A 17,200-nucleotide genomic window follows, 5' to 3' on the forward strand; every position below is an offset into this window, starting at 1 on the left:
TCGGCTTCGTAGTTGGACTGGCGTTCTTGAGCATGATCACGATCCCAGGCGGCGGTGAGCGCGGGCGCGCAGGGACAGGTAAAGCAGCACGGCGATGACGAGGGCGCTGATGACCAAGGCGGCCACCAATGTCAGCGGGTGGTTGGAGAAGAACCACTGCATGCCTAGCCAGATCGGCAGCGAGCCGACGTAGTAGCTTTGATCGTCCAGTACGGTAAGGGCCTGTTTACCGGAAACCACCGTCAGGCTGCCGCCGATCTTGTATTGCAGGTCTTCAACCTTGTTCATCGTGTCGCGATTCGCCAATACTGCATCGACCGCGGCGTCGAGTCCCGCGCTATTGGAGCCGGACAGCAGTACCACGCTACGGCCCGACTGCAGAGGGGACTGCAGGCCGGCCAGCATGGCGTTGGCGCCGCTGCCGACATAAGTCAGCTTCAGATCGGCGGTGCGCTTACGGTCACGCGGGTCCGGGCCGAACCAGTTGGCGATACCGGAGAACCAGTCGGACACGCTGAACCGGTGCTGGTTGCCGTCGAAGCCGTTAGGCAGATAGGCGCTCCACTGTTTGACCAGAGGCTGGTTATTGCCGGAAGCCAACACCAGGAAATCCTTGTCCTTCAGGCTTTCGACCTGCGCGGCCTGGGCTACGGTCACGCCGGTCGCGGGGTAGCCGGTGGCTTGCCCCATGGCGCCCAGCAAGGTGAGGTAGGCGCCGTAATCCGACAACCCGGCGCCATCCGGCAGCACCACCGCGGTTTCCGACAGGTCGGCCATGCGCGTGAACGGGAAACCCGCGTCGGCGAACAGCGACAGGTCAGGCATGGCCGCGTATTTGGGCAGGCTGGAAATATCGATGCTGGAGCCGGGATCGATGGCGCTCTGGATATTGTCAACGATGCTGTTCTGGCACTCGCCCAGCTTGGCGTACTCGTACACATAGCGGAATTGCAGTGCGGTCAGCGGCGGCAGCAGGTAAGTCGGCACCATCACCCGCGCTTCGTCTTCGGAGACCGGCATGCCACTCATCTTGCTGAAGACGCCAGGCGTGCCGTCATTGAGTCGGAAGCTGCGCACCAACTGATTGCCCGCGACCATCTCCATCACCGATTGGGTGGCATCCGGGCGCGGCGAATAGCGGTATTTCAGTTGCACGGGCACGCCGTCGCTGTGCCAGCCAAACAGGCCGGGCGGCATGCGCAGGGGCACGTTGATGGGGGCGGGCCGGTGGCCATAGACGTTGAGCGTGCGCGCGGTGGCCAATTCGCCGAACTGCACGGGTCGATCACTGCGCAGCCAGTTCGGCGCGTCGAACGGTTTGCGTGGCGTCAGCGTGGCCAGTTCGTTGATGCGCACGGTGGGGCCCGACAATGTCTGGTTGCCTAGCGCCAGCGCGATGGCGGCCTGGCGCAACTCCTTTGCATCGCGACCCATGACCAGCAACAGCTTGCCGTGTGGGTCATTCGGGTTGGCCACCATGGCCAAGGTCGCGCCTTGTACGGCGGCGGCCTGAAGTCCGGGCACGTTGTCGCCCTGTTGCAGCAGCACGACCGCATTGCCCTTGGCAGGCAGATCCTGAACGGTGGCGGTGAACCTGGCGCCGCGGTAGCCCGCTTGCGCGCCGAACCAGGATGAGACGATGCCCGCGCTTTCCAGGCGGGCGCTGTCGGGCGTGCGGCCCAGTACGATGGGCAAGTCCAGTTGGCGAATGTCGTGGCTGTCGAAAAACGGTGCGGGAAGCAGCGCGAGGTCATTCGGCAGGTCGACCGGCAGTACCGTCAGGTCCAGCGTGCTGCGGCCGGCGACGTCGGCCCACAGGCTGGAGTGCAAGGGATCTTCGCAGCCCAGCGTGTAGTGACCGACCAACTGGATGTCGAGCCGGTTGAATTCGCTCATTGCCGGGACCGGCAACGCGACGGTGCGTTCCACGGGCTCGGCCGCGGCTTCCTTCGGCAGCGTGATGCTTTGCGCCACTTCGCCGTTGAGGATGATCTTCAAGTGAGACAGATCCGGCAGCAAGGAAGGCGAATACGTGTAGTCGAGGTGAACGTTCGCGCCAATGATGGTCTGGTCGATGCGTTGTGCGAAACCCAGTCCATTGGTGCCGTCGACACCGCGCAGTGGCAACGCCGTCTGGCCGCTCAGGCGCGATAGTGGAATTGAATAGGTATAGGCGCCTGGCGGCAGCGGGGCCGTGGGCGCGGCGGCCTGTGGGGCTGCCTGCGGAGCCGTTTGCGGTGTGGCTGCAGGGCCTGCGGGCGCGGTGTCCGTGGGTGCCGCCATGGCGCGCGACGCGGCGAGCGATAGCAAGGCTGATACCAGGGCGGGCAATACGCGCGAGCGGCGCAGCAGGAGCGGTCGCGCTTCGAGCCTGGGGGTCATCGATCTATCGTCCTTCATTGCTTGGTGGATACAGACGCGGGACGTCGCAGGCCCGCGAGGGCACGGTCACGCAATTGGCGCAGCAACAGGGAGAAGCCGCGCATGCCGATCTGGGATATCTGGTAGAGCGCCGCCAGCGGTGAATCGGGCGCCATGCTGCCCCACGTCAAGGCCCAGGTGTCGGCGCGGCCGAAGGTCATCTGCACCAGTTCTTTTTCCTGCTCGATGGTCAGTTCGCGGAAGCTCACGCCAAGACGGCTGCCCTGGCTGAACGTGACCAATGCGGGGAAGATGGCTTCTTCCTCGCTACGGAACACGGAAACGTTGACCTGCATGCCGGTGGGCACGAGCACGCCGGCGGGCAGGACCAGGCCCAGGCCGCCTTGCGAAAAATCGCTGGTGTCGCACGCTACCGTGCGGCCGTCGGGCAGCGTCAGCATGGCCGGCAGCGCCACCGCCACGCGCGGCGCATTGCGCAGCTGGCGCACCTCGCCGGCCACGGCGACGCTGGCGCTGGTCATGATGATGTTGTAGACCGTCCAGGCCAGGTTCAGCACGATGGTGAAGCGATGGTCGATGTCGCCGGCTTCGTTGGCCAGGCTGATCAGGCCGACGATGAGACCCGCCAGGTTCAAGCCCAGCAGCACCACGTAGGGCCGTGCCAGCGTCCAGTCGAAATACGATTCGCGGATGATGCCGCCCTTGGCGGTCACGTTGAACTGGGGCGCCTTGGGACGCAGCAGCGCCATCATCGCCGGCTTCATGATGTACCAGGCCAGCACCGATTCGTAGACTTCGTTCCAGAACGAATGGCGGAACTTGCCCTGGATGCGCGAACCTGTCAGGTTGGACAGGATGACGTGCGGCAGTGCATAGGCCGCCACCATGATGGCGGAAGCCTGGAACACATTGGCGTGGAAGAACAGGTAAGCCAGCGGTGTGGTCAGGAAGATCACGCGCGGCAGGCCGAAGAAGAAGTGCAGCATCGCGCTCAGGTAGCACATGCGCTGGCCCAGCTTCAGGCCCTTGCCCAACAGCGGATTGTTGACGCGGATGATCTGCGCCATGCCGCGCGCCCAGCGGGTGCGTTGGCCGATGTGGCGTGACAGGTTCTCGGTGGCCAGGCCGGCGGCTTGCGGCACGGCCAGGTAGGCGGTGTTGTAGCCGGCGCGGTTCATCTTCAACGCGGTCAGCGCGTCCTCGGTCACGCTTTCGGTGGCCACGCCGCCCACTTCCATCAAGGCCGTACGGCGGATCACCGCGCACGAACCGCAGAAGAAGGTGGCATTCCACAGATCGTTGCCGTCCTGCACGACGCCGTAGAACAACTCGCCTTCATTGGGCACGTTGCGGAAGGTGTCCAGGTTGCGTTCGAAGGGATCGGGCGAAAAGAACACGTGCGGCGTCTGCAACATCGCCAGCTTCTTGTCCTTGACGAACCAGCCCATGCAGATCTGCAGGAAAGACCGCACCGGTATGTGGTCGCAATCGAAGATGGCGACGAATTCACCGTCGGTCTTGGCCATGGCGGCGTTGATGTTGCCGGCCTTGGCGTGCTTGTTGTCCGGACGGGTCAGGTAGTTGGCACCGGCCTGTTCGCAGAACTCACGGAACTCCTGCCGGCGGCCGTCGTCCAGCACGTAGACCTTGAAGCGGTCGGCCGGCCAGTCCATGGCCAGCGCCGTCAGCACCGACTGGCGCACCACATCCAGCGGCTCGTTATAGGTGGGAATGAAGATGTCGACGGTGGGCCAGCGCGTGGCATCGGCCGGCAATGGCGCCGGCTTGCGATGCAGTGGCCACGCGCTCTGGAAATAGCTCAGCAGCATCATCGACAGCGCATACATCTCCGCGAACAGCAGGGCGTAGCCGAAGAGGTTGTCGAGGAAGCCGTGAAAGCCCAGCGTGTCGGTGATACGCCACCACATGTAGCGCACGGACGTGGTGATGGACAGCATCACCATCACCAGGGTTGCCAGGCGGCCGGCCACGCGATGCAGCAGCAGCGTCATGACCACGCAGGCGAGCGCGAACAAAAACTGCTGCGACAGGTCCATTTCGACCGCGACGGCCAGCACGAAAAGAATGCACGCGAGCACGGTGGCGACGATGCGCGCCCAACCCATTTTCCAGATGCGCCAGGACAGCAGGCTGTTGCCCCAGCGGGAGACGCGGCCGCTGCTGGCCGAGGTTTCGGTGGTCGACGATTTCATGCGCGGGAACCTCCGGCGGCGTGCAGCTGTTGCACCACCCATTGCGTGCAGGCGGCCAGGTCATTACGGGCCTGGCTGTGCGGTGCATGCTCGATGACGGTCTTGCCGTAGGCCAGCGCTTCGCCCACGGTGGGGTCCAGGTGCACGGAGCCGATCACGCGGTTGCCCAGGGCGTTGCGGATGACTTGCACGGCGTCGCGTGCCAGCGGTTTCGTACGGTCGACCTGGTTGACGATGTAGGCGTGGCCCAGGTAATCCTGGCGGCCTTCGCAGTACTGCGTGATCAGGCTTTCGATCAAGGGCAGCGTGGCGTAGGACGCGGCGTCCGGCAGCGTCACGATGATCGCCAGCTCGGCGCAGGCCAGGACCTGGCGCAGGTAGGCCGATGGACCCGGCGGCGTGTCCAGGACCACCAGCGTGTCCTGCGGCAGCGCCAGGCTTTCCAGATGGCGGGCCAGCCAATGCTTGTCCTGGTTCATCTGCTGTTCCAGGGCGATGCGGTCGTCTTCGTTGATCTGGCCGAACGGCAGCAGGTGCACGCCCGAATCGCCCTGCACGCTGACATCGCGCCACGGGGTCCCGTTGAGGGAGGCGCGCGCCAGGCCGCTGATACCGGTCTGGCGATCGGCGCCCAGATGGAAGCGCAGGGCGTTCTGCGGATCGAGGTCCACCACCAGCGTGGGCTGGCCGGCCAGGCGTAGCGCCAGGCCGAGGTTGGCGGCTACCGTGGTTTTTCCTACACCGCCCTTGGCGGAAACGATGGCTATGGTCTTCACTTTTGCGTCGTCTTGCGGGGCGGCGAATTCTGTTCAGGATTCGCGTCGGAACGGGGGGCCTGGGCCAGGCGATCGAAAATGCCTTGCAGGGATGTGGTGGGAGTCGTTGCCGCGGGCTTCGCGGCGGCCGGGGCGGGCGTCGGCGCCACGGCCGGCGGTGGCGCGACAACGTGGATCGGCTGCAGATGCGGTTCCACGCGCTCCTGCATACGGGGCGGCGGCGCTGGGGGGACTTCCGGTACGGTGGCGACGTAGGCTTCGGCGACCGGCGTGTCGACGGCTGGCGTGGCGGCGGGGACGGCTGGGGCGAACTCGATGTCGCCGACCGGGTCTTCGCTGACCGTGGCATCTTCCTCGATCACCAGCGGCACCGTCAGGGCGTCCAGCGCCTGGCGTTCCACCTGCGCACTGTGGATCAGCGCGGCGACCGCCTCGGCGCTGGCGACGGCGCCCGCACGGACGGGGCCGACCGACGAACGATCGGGCAAAGGCAGGTCCAGGGTGGCCGGCACGGCCAATGGCGGCCAGCTTGCCACCACCACGGGACGGTCAGCCGTGCTGCTGCCGACCTTGGGCGGCACATAGCGCGTGCCGGGCTGCACCTGGTCCAGCAGCGGCCAGCGCTCGCGCGCCACCGCTGCCCTGTTGCTGCGCCCGATTTCCCGGTAATGCGCGGGATCGCCACCGAACTGCCGGTACAGACTGGAGATATCGCTGGTCTCGCGGTTCACTCGCCACCCCCCCTTCTAACGGGCCCCCCGGCCCGGTGTCCAAATCGATGATGGCTACCGTCCGAAGCGGTAGACGATGGTCCCGTCAGGGTTGGCGGCTTGCGGTTGTGCGACGTGCAATTGGCTGTCCGCCCCCAACTGGCGCATCCACAACTCGTAGACGCCTTCCAGGAAGCCGCTACTCCAGGCCATGTGCTCGGCGCCGAAGGCGGCGCGCAGGGGGGCGCAGTAATGGGTCAGGGCAAGGTGATCGTCGGCTTCGGTGATCGTCACCCAGCCCCAATCCACCGTCTGCCAGAGATGATTGATGGCGCTCTGCAGGTCTTCGATGGAGGCGGCTTGCGGCAACACGTGCGCGGCGGCAAAGCGTTCGCCCGCGCGGCGCATCAAGGTGCGCAGGCGCTGCGGCGTCAGGTCCTGGGCCAATTCCTGTGCAAAGGCGGCCAGTGCTTCGCGCCACTGACTGGCACATAGTCGGTCGTTCAGGTGGGACAGGACTGCGCTTTCCACGATGCTCCTTCGCTGGCGGTACTCAGTGACGCCGGGGGATCGGCGCGGCTGGCGTTCGTAACGATGACGACGCTGGACGCGGCCAATATGTAACTTCGGAGGGCTGGAGGGCGAACCCAGCACCGCGCGTATGGTGCCAGAAGGCGTAACCCCGGAGCCTGAACACCCTACTGCTTATGGCAGTTGCACATCGCCTTGCACGTAAAAGGAGATTACGGGAGCGGGCCATCGCGACTTTTTCGGTGCCGTGGCCCTGCATAGGCTCTGTACCCGGTTCGGCAAGGCGGAGCTGCGGGACTTTAGGCCGCATTCTTGGAGCATGACCTTGCATCTGTAGGCGAATGAGGCAAAGATGCCACACCCCATTTCGCGCGCTGCAACAAACGATTTTAGTATATTGGCGACTTAAATTAAAATAAATAGATACGGGCGTTGCTACAACGGTTACGTGTCATCGTTCGTAAGGATGACGTGCGAAAGGCGGGGTTTTCGGCCCCACATGCAGAAGTTTGTACCTGCGCCGCAACAAATGTGTGACGGCCGGGGATTGCCAGGGAGTCCAGATGTCCAGTGCCCCGCTCAAGCTGCGCTCCGTACTGTTGGTAGGCGGCTCAGGCACCCGGTTATGGCCGCTGTCGCGGTTGGGCTATCCGAAGCAGTTCCTGCCCCTGTTGGGCGATTCGTCCGCATTGCAGGCGACCTGCGAGCGTGTCTCCGCGCTTGCCGAACTCCCCCCTATCTTTGTCGCCAATGAAGAACATCGCTTCATTGTCGCGGAGCAGTTGCGCCAGATCGGCCTGGAGCAGCCGTCCATCCTGCTCGAACCGGCAGGCCGCAATACCGCCCCGGCCATCGCTCTGGCCGCCTTGCTGGCCACGGCGGATGACAACGATGCCCTGCTGCTGGTGTTGCCATCCGACCACGCCGTGCCGGACGTAGCGCGCTTCCACGAGGCCGTGGGTATCGCCCGGGCCGCCGCCGAGGCGGGCCAGCTGGTGACGTTCGGCGTGCAGCCGGCCTATGCCGAAACGGGCTACGGTTACATCCGCGCCGGTGCTTCGCGCGACGGCGTTGCCCCGGTCGAGGCCTTCGTCGAAAAACCCGATGCCGCCACGGCGGAACAGTATCTGGCCAGCGGCCAGTATTACTGGAACAGCGGCATGTTCCTGTTCCGCGCGTCCAGGTATCTGCAGGCGCTGCAGGCGCATCGCCCCGATATCCTGGCGGCCTGCCGCGCCGCCATGGCCGGCACCCGTCACGATGGGGATTTTGTCCGGGTAGATAAGGCCGCTTTCACCGCTTGTCCGTCCGATTCCATCGACTACGCCGTCATGGAGCGCGATCCCGACGTCGCGATGGTGCCGCTGAACGCCGGCTGGAGCGATATCGGCTCCTTTGCGTCGCTGTGGCAACTGGCGCCGCGCGACGCCGACGGCAATGCCGTGCGCGGTGACGTCATCGTCGAGGATTGCCACGACGTTTATGCCTATGCCAGCGAGCGCCTGGTGACCCTGCTGGGCGTCGACGACGTGGTGGTGGTGGAAACCGCGGACGCGGTGCTGGTGGCCGCGCGCGACAAGGTGCAGGAAGTCCGGCGCATCGTCGCCCGCCTGAACGCCGCCAAGCGGGCCGAAGCGGCCGCGCACCGGCTGGTCTACCGGCCGTGGGGTAGCTATGACTCGATCGACAATGGCGAACGTTTCCAGGTCAAGCGCATCCGCGTGGCGCCCGGTGCTCGCCTGTCGCTGCAGATGCATCATCACCGCGCCGAGCACTGGATCGTGGTGACCGGCACCGCGCGCGTGACGCGCGGCGACGAAGTCTTCCTGTTGACCGAGAACCAGTCGACCTACATTCCCCTGGGCGTCAAGCACAGGCTGGAGAATCCGGGTTCCATAGACCTGGAGTTGATCGAAGTGCAATCCGGTCCCTATCTGGGCGAGGACGACATCGTGCGGTTCGACGACGTCTACGGCCGCTGAAATTCTCCCCGCGCCCTCCATCATGCTCTCGCCCGCGCCGCCGACCCATCCCCATCGTTCCTTCATGGCCCTGGCCGGGCTGGTGTGCGCCCTGCTCAATGCGGGGGCATTCCTGATCCTGTCCGGCGTGCACGGGATGAAGTCGCCCGTCTTTCTCAGTTGGGTGCCGGCGGTGCTGGCCGCGGGCGCCTTCTATATATATTCGCGCTTCTCGCTGCTGATCAGCGCGCGCAGCACCTGGTGGATGCTGGGCCGGGGCGCCATGCGCTGGTTCAACGTCGTCTTCCTGTGCGTGGCTGCCCTGTTCTTCCTGCCGCGCGAGCAGAACGATCCGGACTGGCTGCGTCTGATGACGCTGCAGTGGGCCGCGGTGGCCCTCCCCTTGCAGGTCATCGGCTTGTTCTGCCTGCGCCGCGTGGCGTATCGCCTCAACAATTCACCTTCCAGCCGCCGTGCCGCGGTGTTCTTCGGCATGGGGCCGGAAGCGCGCAAGCTGGCCATGCGCCTGCAGCGTTCCCCCATCCTGGGCATCTACGTGGCGGGCTATTACGCGGCAGAGGAAGTGCATGTCCGCGACGGCGAACCGCCCGTACCCAGATACCTGGGCCGCTACCCGGATGCCTTGCCGCGCATCGAGACCGGCGAGTTCGGCATGGCCTTCGTGACGCTGGACGATGAAAAGGAAAAGCCGCTGACGGCAGACCTGATGAACCGCCTGTACGACTCGACCTCGGCAATCTACCTGATGCCTGAATCGCCGTTCCTGGGCGAGCTCTCCGCCAGCAGTGCGGATATCGCCGGCGTGCCCCTGCTGGCGCTGCACGAAACGCATATGGTGGGGCTGTCGCGCAGCATCAAGCGGGCCATGGACCTTTTCATCGGCGGCCTGATGATCGTCATGCTGTCGCCCGTCATGCTGGCCGCGGCCGTGGCCATCAAGCTGACTTCGCCGGGTCCCGTCATCTTCCGCCAGCAGCGTTACGGTGAACGTGGCCTGCCCATCACCGTGTTCAAGTTCCGTTCCATGACAGTGACTTCGGGCCGGGAAGCCGACGGCACCTTGCGCCAGGCGCAGGTGGGCGACAAGCGCGTGACGCGCGTCGGCCGCTTCCTGCGCAAGTCGTCGCTGGATGAGTTGCCGCAGCTTTTCAATGTGATGTCCGGCTCCATGAGCCTGGTGGGTCCGCGCCCCCATGCCGCCGAGCACAACGAGATGTACCGGCGCCTGATCCGCGGCTATATGCTGCGCCATTCCGTCAAGCCGGGCATCACGGGGTGGGCGCAGATACATGGCCTGCGCGGCGAAACCGATACGCCGGAAAAGATGCATCGCCGGGTGAAGTACGACCGCTATTACATCGCCAACTGGACGCTGCAGCTGGATCTGAAGATCCTGGTGCGCACGGTGTTGGTGGTGTTCTGGGACCGCAACGCGTACTGACCATTGCCTGGGCCGACGTGCCGCATTACGAGCGGCGGCATGGGATGCGGGAGGCCTATGGCTGCGCGTTGATCGGATCGCACATCGCCAGGTCTGGGCGGCGCCACAGGCAATCGGTCGGCTGCATCAGCATGCGCAGGTCTTCCTTGGCGCGGCTGCCGAACGTGTATTCGAAACCGACGCGGACAAAGTTCTGGTTATAGCTGTCCTGCGTACTGTTGCCCCGCTGACGGTCGTGATAGACGTCCATGATCCAGCGCAGGCTGTCGGTGTGTTGCCATTGCACGCGGGCGCCCAGGCGCCAGATCTGCAAGGTCTCGTCGTCGCTGCCTGTGAAGGCCGTGTTGCGCTGTTGGCTGTGCTCCACGCCCAGGCTTAGCGCGGTTTTCACCGTAGGCCTCCAGGTCAGGGCCGCCAGGCCGCCGGTCTGGATGGAATACAGCACGGTCGGGTCATCGTCGTACGCATACGGCCGACGCCAAAGCTGCAGGTCCAGGCGCGTCTTGGGCGAGTAATCCCAGGTAGCCCGGCCTTCGAAGGTGAACAGCCGTGTGTCGCGATCGGTCAGGTTGTCGTAGTCGCGCTTGAGCATACCGATGCGCCCCTGCAACAGCGTCTTGGGACTGTAGTCCCAGCGCGCCGCGATGAACGCCTCATTGTCCGTGTAGCGATTGTCTATGGTCGACACCAAGCCAGGCGTGCGATCGTAGTAGTCCACGTTGGTATGGCGCAGGCCCATTTGCGCGAGCGAACGGCCATATCCGGCATAGCGGCCGGACAGTTGCCAGCCGGTATCCGTGCGGTCGTACAGCGTCTGGTTCGAGGCCTGGTCGTAGCGCGTTCCGTTGCGAAACACGCTGACCACGGGCAGGGTAAGGCGCTCGGTCACGCGCAGGCCGATCTCGGCCGATTTGTAATCGCGGGTCGTCAAGTCACGGTCCGGCCAGGTCAAGCCCAGGTTGGACGCCAACTGGTTCTGGTAGCCGTAATCGAAGCGCCCGGCGAACAAGGGTGTCGCGCGCCAGTGCAGCGTGGACAGCATGTTGCGCGGTTGGTGGTCGAGCTGTTGATTGCTGGTGTAGCGTGCGTCACCCAAGGTGCCACCGATTTCCAGCCTGGTGTCATCGGACAGCAAAGGCATGCGCAGACCCAGGCCCAGCGAGTTGACCAGGATGCCCGAGCCGCGGATGTCGGACGACGAATCGGGCAGGCGCGCCGGGTTGTTCTGATATTGGTACGAACTGCCTAATTGCACCGCCCAGTCAGCGGGACCGGGGGCGCCGACGACCGGCGCGCCGCACAGCGCCAGTCCGGCGGCTGCCAGGGTCCGGCGCATTGCAAACTTCACGGCGCGGCTGTGGAACCGCGTTGATTGCGCCATTGCCGCCAACACAATCCAAGGAATCGGGTGTCGTCCACCAGATAGCGGCGCCAGAGACGGCGGGGATTGCTGGCCAGGCGCCAGGCCCATTCCATGCCCATGCGCTGTACCCATTTGGGCGCGCGGCGTTGCAAGCCGATGGCGAACTCCATGGCGGCGCCCACGCACAGGACGATGCCGCCTGGCAACGTCGGTGCGTAATGCAGCGCCCAGTTTTCCTGCTTCGGCATGCCGACACACAGGAAAACCACGTCAGGTTGATTACTCCTCACTTTCTCCGCAAAGGCTTCACCTTCCGCGCCATAAGGATCGAAGCGCATGGAGGGTGCAGTGATTTCGATATCCATCCCAGGGAAAAAACGGGCGAAACCATCCAGCAGCCTGGATTCGGTGCCCGGCATGCCTCCCAGCAGCATCACGCGCCACTGTTGGCGTTGAGCCTCGGTGCACAAGGCGACGAACAAGTCGGCGCCGGTGACCCGTTCGGGCAAGGGTTTGCCTAACCAGCGGCTGGCCCAGACGACGGGCATGCCGTCGGCGAAGATGAACTCGGCTTTGCTATAGCGTTCGCGAAATTCCGGTGCCTTGTCCAGACGGGTCAGGTGATCCACGTTTGGCGTCACCACGACGCGGGCGTGGCCATCACGCCGCAGCGCGGCGTGTGACAGCCGCTCCAGGGCTGTGTCGAACGAGACGGCGGCGATGTCGAGGTCGAACAAACGTACGCTGGGCAAGGCCAGCGTATCACTGCTCGTCACCGCGAGAGGTCCGGATACATGCGCTGAACTGGACAAGAATTATCTCGATACGAAAGGCTGTGGGCTTTGGAACGACGTTCTCATCCGGCCGCATGAGAACTCCATGCCTGATGCCACGCAACATCGCTTGAGCATTGTATTTAAAAACACTCGGTGTGACAGATTGCTTCGGCTACTATTACACGCGCGCGCAACGATTTTGCGACCGGAGAATGACGTGGCGGGTCTGAAAGCAGGGTTGAGGATGGCGGTGCCAGGGGCGCTGCTTGTGTTGGCGGTATCCGCGCGCGCCCAGGATTTGCCTATCCCCGACCCTGTTGCGGCGCCGCGACAGGCACCCACGACGCCCGCGCCTGGTGCCAGGACGATGCCTGGCGGTGACTACGGGCGGTACAACGCGCCCTATCAATCTCCTGGCTATACCGCGCCGGCACCGGCCCAGCCCGTGCCTACCTATACGCCGCCACGGGCAACGCCGCCGCAGCAGCCCTATGCCCCACCTCCCGTGCCGGTGACGCCGGCCGCCAATAGCAACTACGTGCCCGCGCCTGCGGTGCCCGCGCCGAAAATCGGTAGTGGCGACCGCGGCTCGGAGCGCAACGCCGCTGGCAATCGCTTGCCCGAAACCGGCGTAGTGGCAGGTGCTGCCGCGAGCCGCGCGGCGGGCGCGCCCACGCCCGTGCTGACGCCTGGTGGCGATGAAGCCATGGAGCAGGCCGTCAACGGCGCCATCGGCGCGGTCGGTCCTGGAGATACGCTGGGCATCAACATCATGGGTACTGGCGGCGCACAGGCACGTGTGACCATCGATGCTGACGGCCAGGTGGTCATACCCATGCTGGGCAATCTGCGGGTGTCGGGGCTGACGCCTTCGGCGATCGGCAGGCGCATCGAACAGGGACTGCGCAACAAGGGCTTCATGACCGATCCGCAAGTGGCGGTGGAGGTTCTGACCTTGCGCAGCCGCATCGTTTCCGTGCTGGGCCAGGTGGAACGGCCGGGCCGCTATCCCATCGAAGGACATCTGTCGGTGCTGGAGCTGCTGGCGATGGCTGGCGGCACCAGTGGCGGCGCGGGCGACGTGGCGACGCTGGTGCGCCGCGCCGACGGCGGCAATCAGCGCTTGAACCTGTACGTCGGCAACCGGCAATCGCCGTCGCAGACGGTGCAGGACACCGAGCTGCAGCCTGGCGACGTGATTTTCGTGCCGGAGGCGCCGCGCTTCTACGTCTACGGCGAGGTCGGCAAGCCGGGCGCCTATCCCGTCGAGCAGGGGCTGAACCTGATGCGCGCATTATCGCTGGCGGGAGGGCTGACGCCACGCGCATCGGACAGCCGCATCGATATCAATCGCACCGACGTGCTGACCGGCAAGGTCACGGAAAAGCGGGTCAAGATGACCGATGCCGTGCAGCCGGGCGACGTCATTCACGTCAACGAACGCATCTTCTGAGTTCACTCACCGGATGCGAACAGGCACCCTGCCAGGGTGCGCACAGACAGGCTGCAGCATGTTGAATCGTCGGACTTTCCTCACGGCCCTGCCCTTGATGGTGGGCGGCCACGCGCTGCCCGCACTGGCCCAATCGGCGCCAGTCTATGCCGTGGTGGTGGGCGACTCCATCGCCGAAGGTGAAATCCAGCGCAAGGGCCGCCTCAACGTCCAGGGCCAGTTCGTGCCTGACTACCCCTCCAGCCCTGGCCAGTTGTCTTACGAGCTGGCCAGATACTCCGGGGTGTTTCATTTCAATCATGGCATCGGTGGAGAAACGTCGTCGCAGGTGCGCGCGCGCTGGCGCCGAGACGTGCTGGCGGAGAACTTTGATCCGGGCGACGGACGCGGCCCGCGCACACTGCCGGCGGGTTCACTGCCACGCCTGGTCTATCTGCATGTCGGCATCAATGACGTGGCGGCGGCGCATTTGTCGCTGCAGACCATGCAGGATAATTTTTCCTATTTCGCCCGCACGCTTGCGGAAAAGCATATTCCCTTCATCGTGGACAACATCGGCGCCTACCTGGGCATGAACGATCCCATGATCGCGCAGACCCGCGCTTTCAATGAATGGTTGCAGCGCACGCTGGCGCCGCGCTACGCCAATATGCGGGTGGTCGATTATCTCTACTGGTCCAGCGGCGGTACCAACGACTATCGCGTGTTGGCTCCTGGAAAATTCGCCGACGGTGTGCATCCTTCCCCGGCCGGCTACACCGACTTCGCGCGCTATGTCCATGAGACGCTGAAGTTGCCGGCGGGCTCCGCCGTGCATTACTGATGCGGGTGCGCTTCGTCCACCGGCCGCGCGCCGCTGCGCAGTGCCCGTCCGGAGCGAACCGATGATCCTGGACGCCAATACGATCCCCACCGGTTCCGTGTTGGACGCCGATATCTGCATCGTCGGCGCTGGCGCCGCCGGGATCACGATGGCGCTGGCCTTGATGGATAGCGGCCTGGACGTCGTCCTGCTCGAAAGCGGCGGCCCGCGCGCGGAGAAGGATACGCAGGCGCTATACCAGGGTACGGTGCCGGACGTACGCATGCATAGCGAGCCGGATCGCTACCGCGCGCGCCGCATGGGCGGCTCGACCACGATCTGGGGGGGGCGTTGCATGCCCATGGACCCCATCGATTTCGAGACGCGCGCCTATATTCCGCTTAGCGGCTGGCCCATCGGCCTGGACGATCTGCTGCCCTACTATCCGCATGCCAACCAGATCTGCGAAGCGGGCGATTTCGCCTATACCGCGGAAACGGCTTTCGAGCACCCCATCCGGCCGATGATAGGTGGCTTCGACAGCACCGTGTTCTCCACCGATACGCTGGAGCGCTTCAGCTGTCCGACCGACTTCGGCAAACGCTATGGCGAGCGCTTGCGTACAGGGCCGGTGCGGGTCATCCACCATGCCAACCTGGTCGGTCTGGACAGTACATCCGCGGCGGATGGCGCAGCGGTGGGACCCGCCCGAGTGCGTACCTTGTCCGGCGTCGCGTTCACGGTACGCGCACGCGCCTACGTACTGGCGGCCGGCGGCCTGGAAACGGCGCGCCTGCTGTTGGCCAGCCCGGGCGCCAGCGGACGGGGCCTGGGCAATTCTTGCGACGTGGTGGGCCGGTACTACATGTGCCATATCGCCGGCACCATCGGCACTGTCGATCTGGCCAGCGCCGCGTCGGTCTGGCACGGCTATGAAGTTTCCGACGAAGGTGTGTACTGCCGGCGGCGGCTGGCCTTGAGGCCCGCCGCACAGCGGCGGCTGCGCGCGGGCAATTTCGTGGCGCGGCTGCATCATCCGCGCATACCCGATGCGGGGCATGGCAACAGCATTCTATCGGCGCTTTATCTGGCGCGGCCCATCGTGCCGTATGAATACGCCAAGCGGCTGTATGGCGATACGCCAGGCACGTTCGGCTTATGGCTGCGCCACTTGCGCAACGTCGTGCTGGGAGTACCCGCGGCTGTGTCGTTCGTGTGGCAACTGTTCACTCGCCGCAAGCTGGCCGAGCGCAAGTTTCCATCCATCATCGTGCATCCACGCAATCGCCGCTACAGTCTGGATTTCCATGCCGAACAGGAGCCGAACGCGCAGAGCCGGGTGAGCCTGGGTACGGATGTCGACGCCTTGGGCGTACCGCGCCTGCATGTGGATTGGCGCTATACGCCTGGCGATGTCGAGACGGTAAAGGTAGCGCTTGCGGCCCTGGCCGACGAACTGCGTAACAGCGGTGTGGGCAGCTTCGAATATGACCCCGCGCAGGTGGAAATGGAAATGACACGCTATGGGGCTTACGGCGGCCATCATATCGGCACGGCTCGCATGGGCCGCGATCCGCACGATAGCGTGGTGAATAGCGACTGCCGTGTGCATGAATGCAGCAATTTGTACGTGGCTGGCGCCGCGGTGTTTCCCACTTCCAGCCAGGCCAATCCGACCTTGACGATCGTGGCGCTGGCCTTGCGCCTGGCGGCGCATCTGCGGCGTGAATATGCGCCGGCCGCCCGCACTCCTGTTGCCGGCGCCACCACCCTGGAGACGGCGCGGACATGAAGCAGCGGGTACTGGTATTGGGCGCCGACGAATATGTGGGCCGTCGGGTGATCGCGGCATTGGCAGCCAGTGACTGGGCCGAGCCCGTGGCGTGCGTGCGACGTCCCGTGCAATTGCACGACAATGTGCGCCAGGTCGCGGTCGATATCACCGACCGGATCGCCGTGGCGCGGGCACTGAGCGCAGTGGACGCCGCCGTCAATTGCGTGGCGGGAGCGCCCGCCAGGATCCTCGGCGGCGCACGCGCGCTGAGCGTTGCGTTGGACACGCGCGGCGGCGACCGCGTCCGGGTCGTGCATTTCAGTTCCATGGTCGTCTATGGACCCGCGCGTGGCGCGGTCGACGAGACTCAGCCGGTGGCGGAGGGCATGGGCGGTTATGCCGGCGCCCGCGTCGGTGCCGAGCGACTGCTCGCGGGACGTGATGGCGTCGTCACGTTGCGGCCAGGTTGTGTGTATGGTCCCGGCAGTCCGCACTGGAGTCAGCGCATCGCCAGGCTATTACGCGCCCGCCGCATTGGTGACCTGGGTGCTGCCGGCGATGGCAACAGCAATCTCGTGTATATCGATGATGTGTTGGCCGCGGTACGGACCAGTCTGTTGGCGCCGGCTTCCCAGGTGGCGAACGGGCCGGTCTATAACCTGGCGATGGCGCATGCGCCGGATTGGAACCGCTACTTCCTGGAGTATGCGCGCGCGCTCGGTGCCGTACCCCTGCGGCGCGTGGGCGCACGCAGGCTGCAGCTGGAGACGCACGTGGCGGCGCCTGCCTTGAAGGTGGCGCAGATCGGTTTGCCCCTCGTCGGCGTGAGCGTGCCGCCACCCATTCCGCCCTCGCTGAAGCGGCTGTGGAGCCAGGATATGCGGTTGGTGTCGAAGCGCGCCGAGGATACGTTGGGCCTGGACTGGACGCCGTTGGCGCAAGGCGTGGCCGCCTGCGCGGCGGCGGACGGCCGGCATGCCGGTCTCGCTACGTAGCC

At 65.1% G+C, this 17,200-nt stretch carries 13 protein-coding genes; 6 read left to right on the forward strand and 7 right to left on the reverse strand.

Annotation, left to right across the window (positions count from 1 at the left end):
* Positions 1-36: 36 nt before the first annotated feature.
* The 5 genes from bcsB to bcsD are packed head-to-tail and all read right to left on the reverse strand — an operon-like array spanning position 37 to position 6,612.
* Positions 37-2,382, reverse strand: a complete 2,346-nt coding sequence (gene bcsB, locus CEY05_RS16710; RefSeq protein WP_233161570.1) for a cellulose biosynthesis cyclic di-GMP-binding regulatory protein BcsB — start codon at positions 2,380-2,382, stop codon at positions 37-39.
* Positions 2,383-2,396: 14 nt separating this feature from the next.
* Positions 2,397-4,595 (reverse strand): UDP-forming cellulose synthase catalytic subunit, encoded by a 2,199-nt coding sequence (bcsA, locus tag CEY05_RS16715; RefSeq protein WP_088596651.1) that lies wholly within the window; start codon positions 4,593-4,595, stop codon positions 2,397-2,399.
* Positions 4,592-5,371: a cellulose biosynthesis protein BcsQ gene (bcsQ, locus tag CEY05_RS16720; protein ID WP_088596652.1), complete on the reverse strand. Its 780-nt coding sequence runs from the start codon at positions 5,369-5,371 to the stop codon at positions 4,592-4,594. Before bcsQ ends, bcsA begins: the two co-directional genes overlap by 4 nt.
* Entirely contained in the window at positions 5,368-6,102 is a 735-nt protein-coding gene (gene bcsP / locus CEY05_RS16725; protein ID WP_088596653.1) for a cellulose biosynthesis protein BcsP, read from the reverse strand. The genes bcsQ and bcsP overlap by 4 nt, the downstream gene beginning before the upstream one ends.
* A gap of 54 nt (positions 6,103-6,156) precedes the next feature.
* Positions 6,157-6,612 carry a cellulose biosynthesis protein BcsD gene (bcsD, locus tag CEY05_RS16730; protein WP_233161571.1) on the reverse strand — a complete coding sequence of 152 codons (456 nt, stop codon included), beginning with the start codon at positions 6,610-6,612 and terminating at the stop codon, positions 6,157-6,159.
* 563 nt (positions 6,613-7,175) lie between these two features.
* On the opposite strand from bcsD, the gene CEY05_RS16735 reads away from it, so the two are divergent.
* Positions 7,176-8,594, forward strand: a complete 1,419-nt coding sequence (locus CEY05_RS16735; RefSeq protein ID WP_088596654.1) for a mannose-1-phosphate guanylyltransferase/mannose-6-phosphate isomerase — start codon at positions 7,176-7,178, stop codon at positions 8,592-8,594.
* A gap of 22 nt (positions 8,595-8,616) precedes the next feature.
* On the forward strand, positions 8,617-10,035 hold the full coding sequence (locus CEY05_RS16740; RefSeq protein WP_233161572.1) for an undecaprenyl-phosphate glucose phosphotransferase: 1,419 nt from the start codon (positions 8,617-8,619) through the stop codon (positions 10,033-10,035).
* A gap of 55 nt (positions 10,036-10,090) precedes the next feature.
* Here CEY05_RS16740 and CEY05_RS16745 read toward each other — a convergent pair whose 3' ends face one another.
* Entirely contained in the window at positions 10,091-11,371 is a 1,281-nt protein-coding gene (locus CEY05_RS16745) for a hypothetical protein (protein ID WP_088596655.1), read from the reverse strand.
* Positions 11,372-11,379: 8 nt separating this feature from the next.
* Positions 11,380-12,174: a WecB/TagA/CpsF family glycosyltransferase gene (locus CEY05_RS16750; RefSeq protein WP_233161573.1), complete on the reverse strand. Its 795-nt coding sequence runs from the start codon at positions 12,172-12,174 to the stop codon at positions 11,380-11,382.
* Between the two features lie 367 nt (positions 12,175-12,541).
* On the opposite strand from CEY05_RS16750, the gene CEY05_RS16755 reads away from it, so the two are divergent.
* From CEY05_RS16755 to CEY05_RS16770, 4 genes are all read left to right on the forward strand, one after another.
* Positions 12,542-13,627: an SLBB domain-containing protein gene (locus tag CEY05_RS16755; protein ID WP_158219348.1), complete on the forward strand. Its 1,086-nt coding sequence runs from the start codon at positions 12,542-12,544 to the stop codon at positions 13,625-13,627.
* 58 nt (positions 13,628-13,685) lie between these two features.
* Complete coding sequence (locus CEY05_RS16760) at positions 13,686-14,450, forward strand: GDSL-type esterase/lipase family protein (protein WP_088596658.1); 765 nt, start codon at positions 13,686-13,688, stop codon at positions 14,448-14,450.
* Between the two features lie 61 nt (positions 14,451-14,511).
* Positions 14,512-16,221, forward strand: a complete 1,710-nt coding sequence (locus CEY05_RS16765) for an FAD-dependent oxidoreductase (protein ID WP_088596659.1) — start codon at positions 14,512-14,514, stop codon at positions 16,219-16,221.
* Positions 16,218-17,198, forward strand: coding sequence for an NAD(P)-dependent oxidoreductase (locus CEY05_RS16770; protein ID WP_088596660.1), 981 nt, complete (start codon positions 16,218-16,220; stop codon positions 17,196-17,198). Before CEY05_RS16765 ends, CEY05_RS16770 begins: the two co-directional genes overlap by 4 nt.
* Positions 17,199-17,200: the final 2 nt, after the last annotated feature.

Origin of the sequence: Achromobacter sp. HZ34, from assembly GCF_002209485.1 — a bacterium.
Taxonomy (GTDB): Bacteria; Pseudomonadota; Gammaproteobacteria; order Burkholderiales; family Burkholderiaceae_B; genus Bordetella_C.

Bases quoted from the DNA above. Each gene is read 5' to 3' on its own strand.
- CEY05_RS16755 (WP_158219348.1), top strand. From the start codon at position 12,542: ATGCCTGGCGGTGACTACGGGCGGTACAACGCGCCCTATCAATCTCCT.
- CEY05_RS16740 (WP_233161572.1), top strand. From the start codon at position 8,617: ATGCTCTCGCCCGCGCCGCCGACCCATCCCCATCGTTCCTTCATGGCC.
- bcsA (WP_088596651.1), bottom strand. From the start codon at position 4,595: ATGAAATCGTCGACCACCGAAACCTCGGCCAGCAGCGGCCGCGTCTCC.
- CEY05_RS16770 (WP_088596660.1), top strand. From the start codon at position 16,218: ATGAAGCAGCGGGTACTGGTATTGGGCGCCGACGAATATGTGGGCCGT.
- CEY05_RS16745 (WP_088596655.1), bottom strand. From the start codon at position 11,371: ATGCGCCGGACCCTGGCAGCCGCCGGACTGGCGCTGTGCGGCGCGCCG.
- CEY05_RS16735 (WP_088596654.1), top strand. From the start codon at position 7,176: ATGTCCAGTGCCCCGCTCAAGCTGCGCTCCGTACTGTTGGTAGGCGGC.
- bcsB (WP_233161570.1), bottom strand. From the start codon at position 2,382: ATGACCCCCAGGCTCGAAGCGCGACCGCTCCTGCTGCGCCGCTCGCGC.
- CEY05_RS16765 (WP_088596659.1), top strand. From the start codon at position 14,512: ATGATCCTGGACGCCAATACGATCCCCACCGGTTCCGTGTTGGACGCC.
- CEY05_RS16760 (WP_088596658.1), top strand. From the start codon at position 13,686: ATGTTGAATCGTCGGACTTTCCTCACGGCCCTGCCCTTGATGGTGGGC.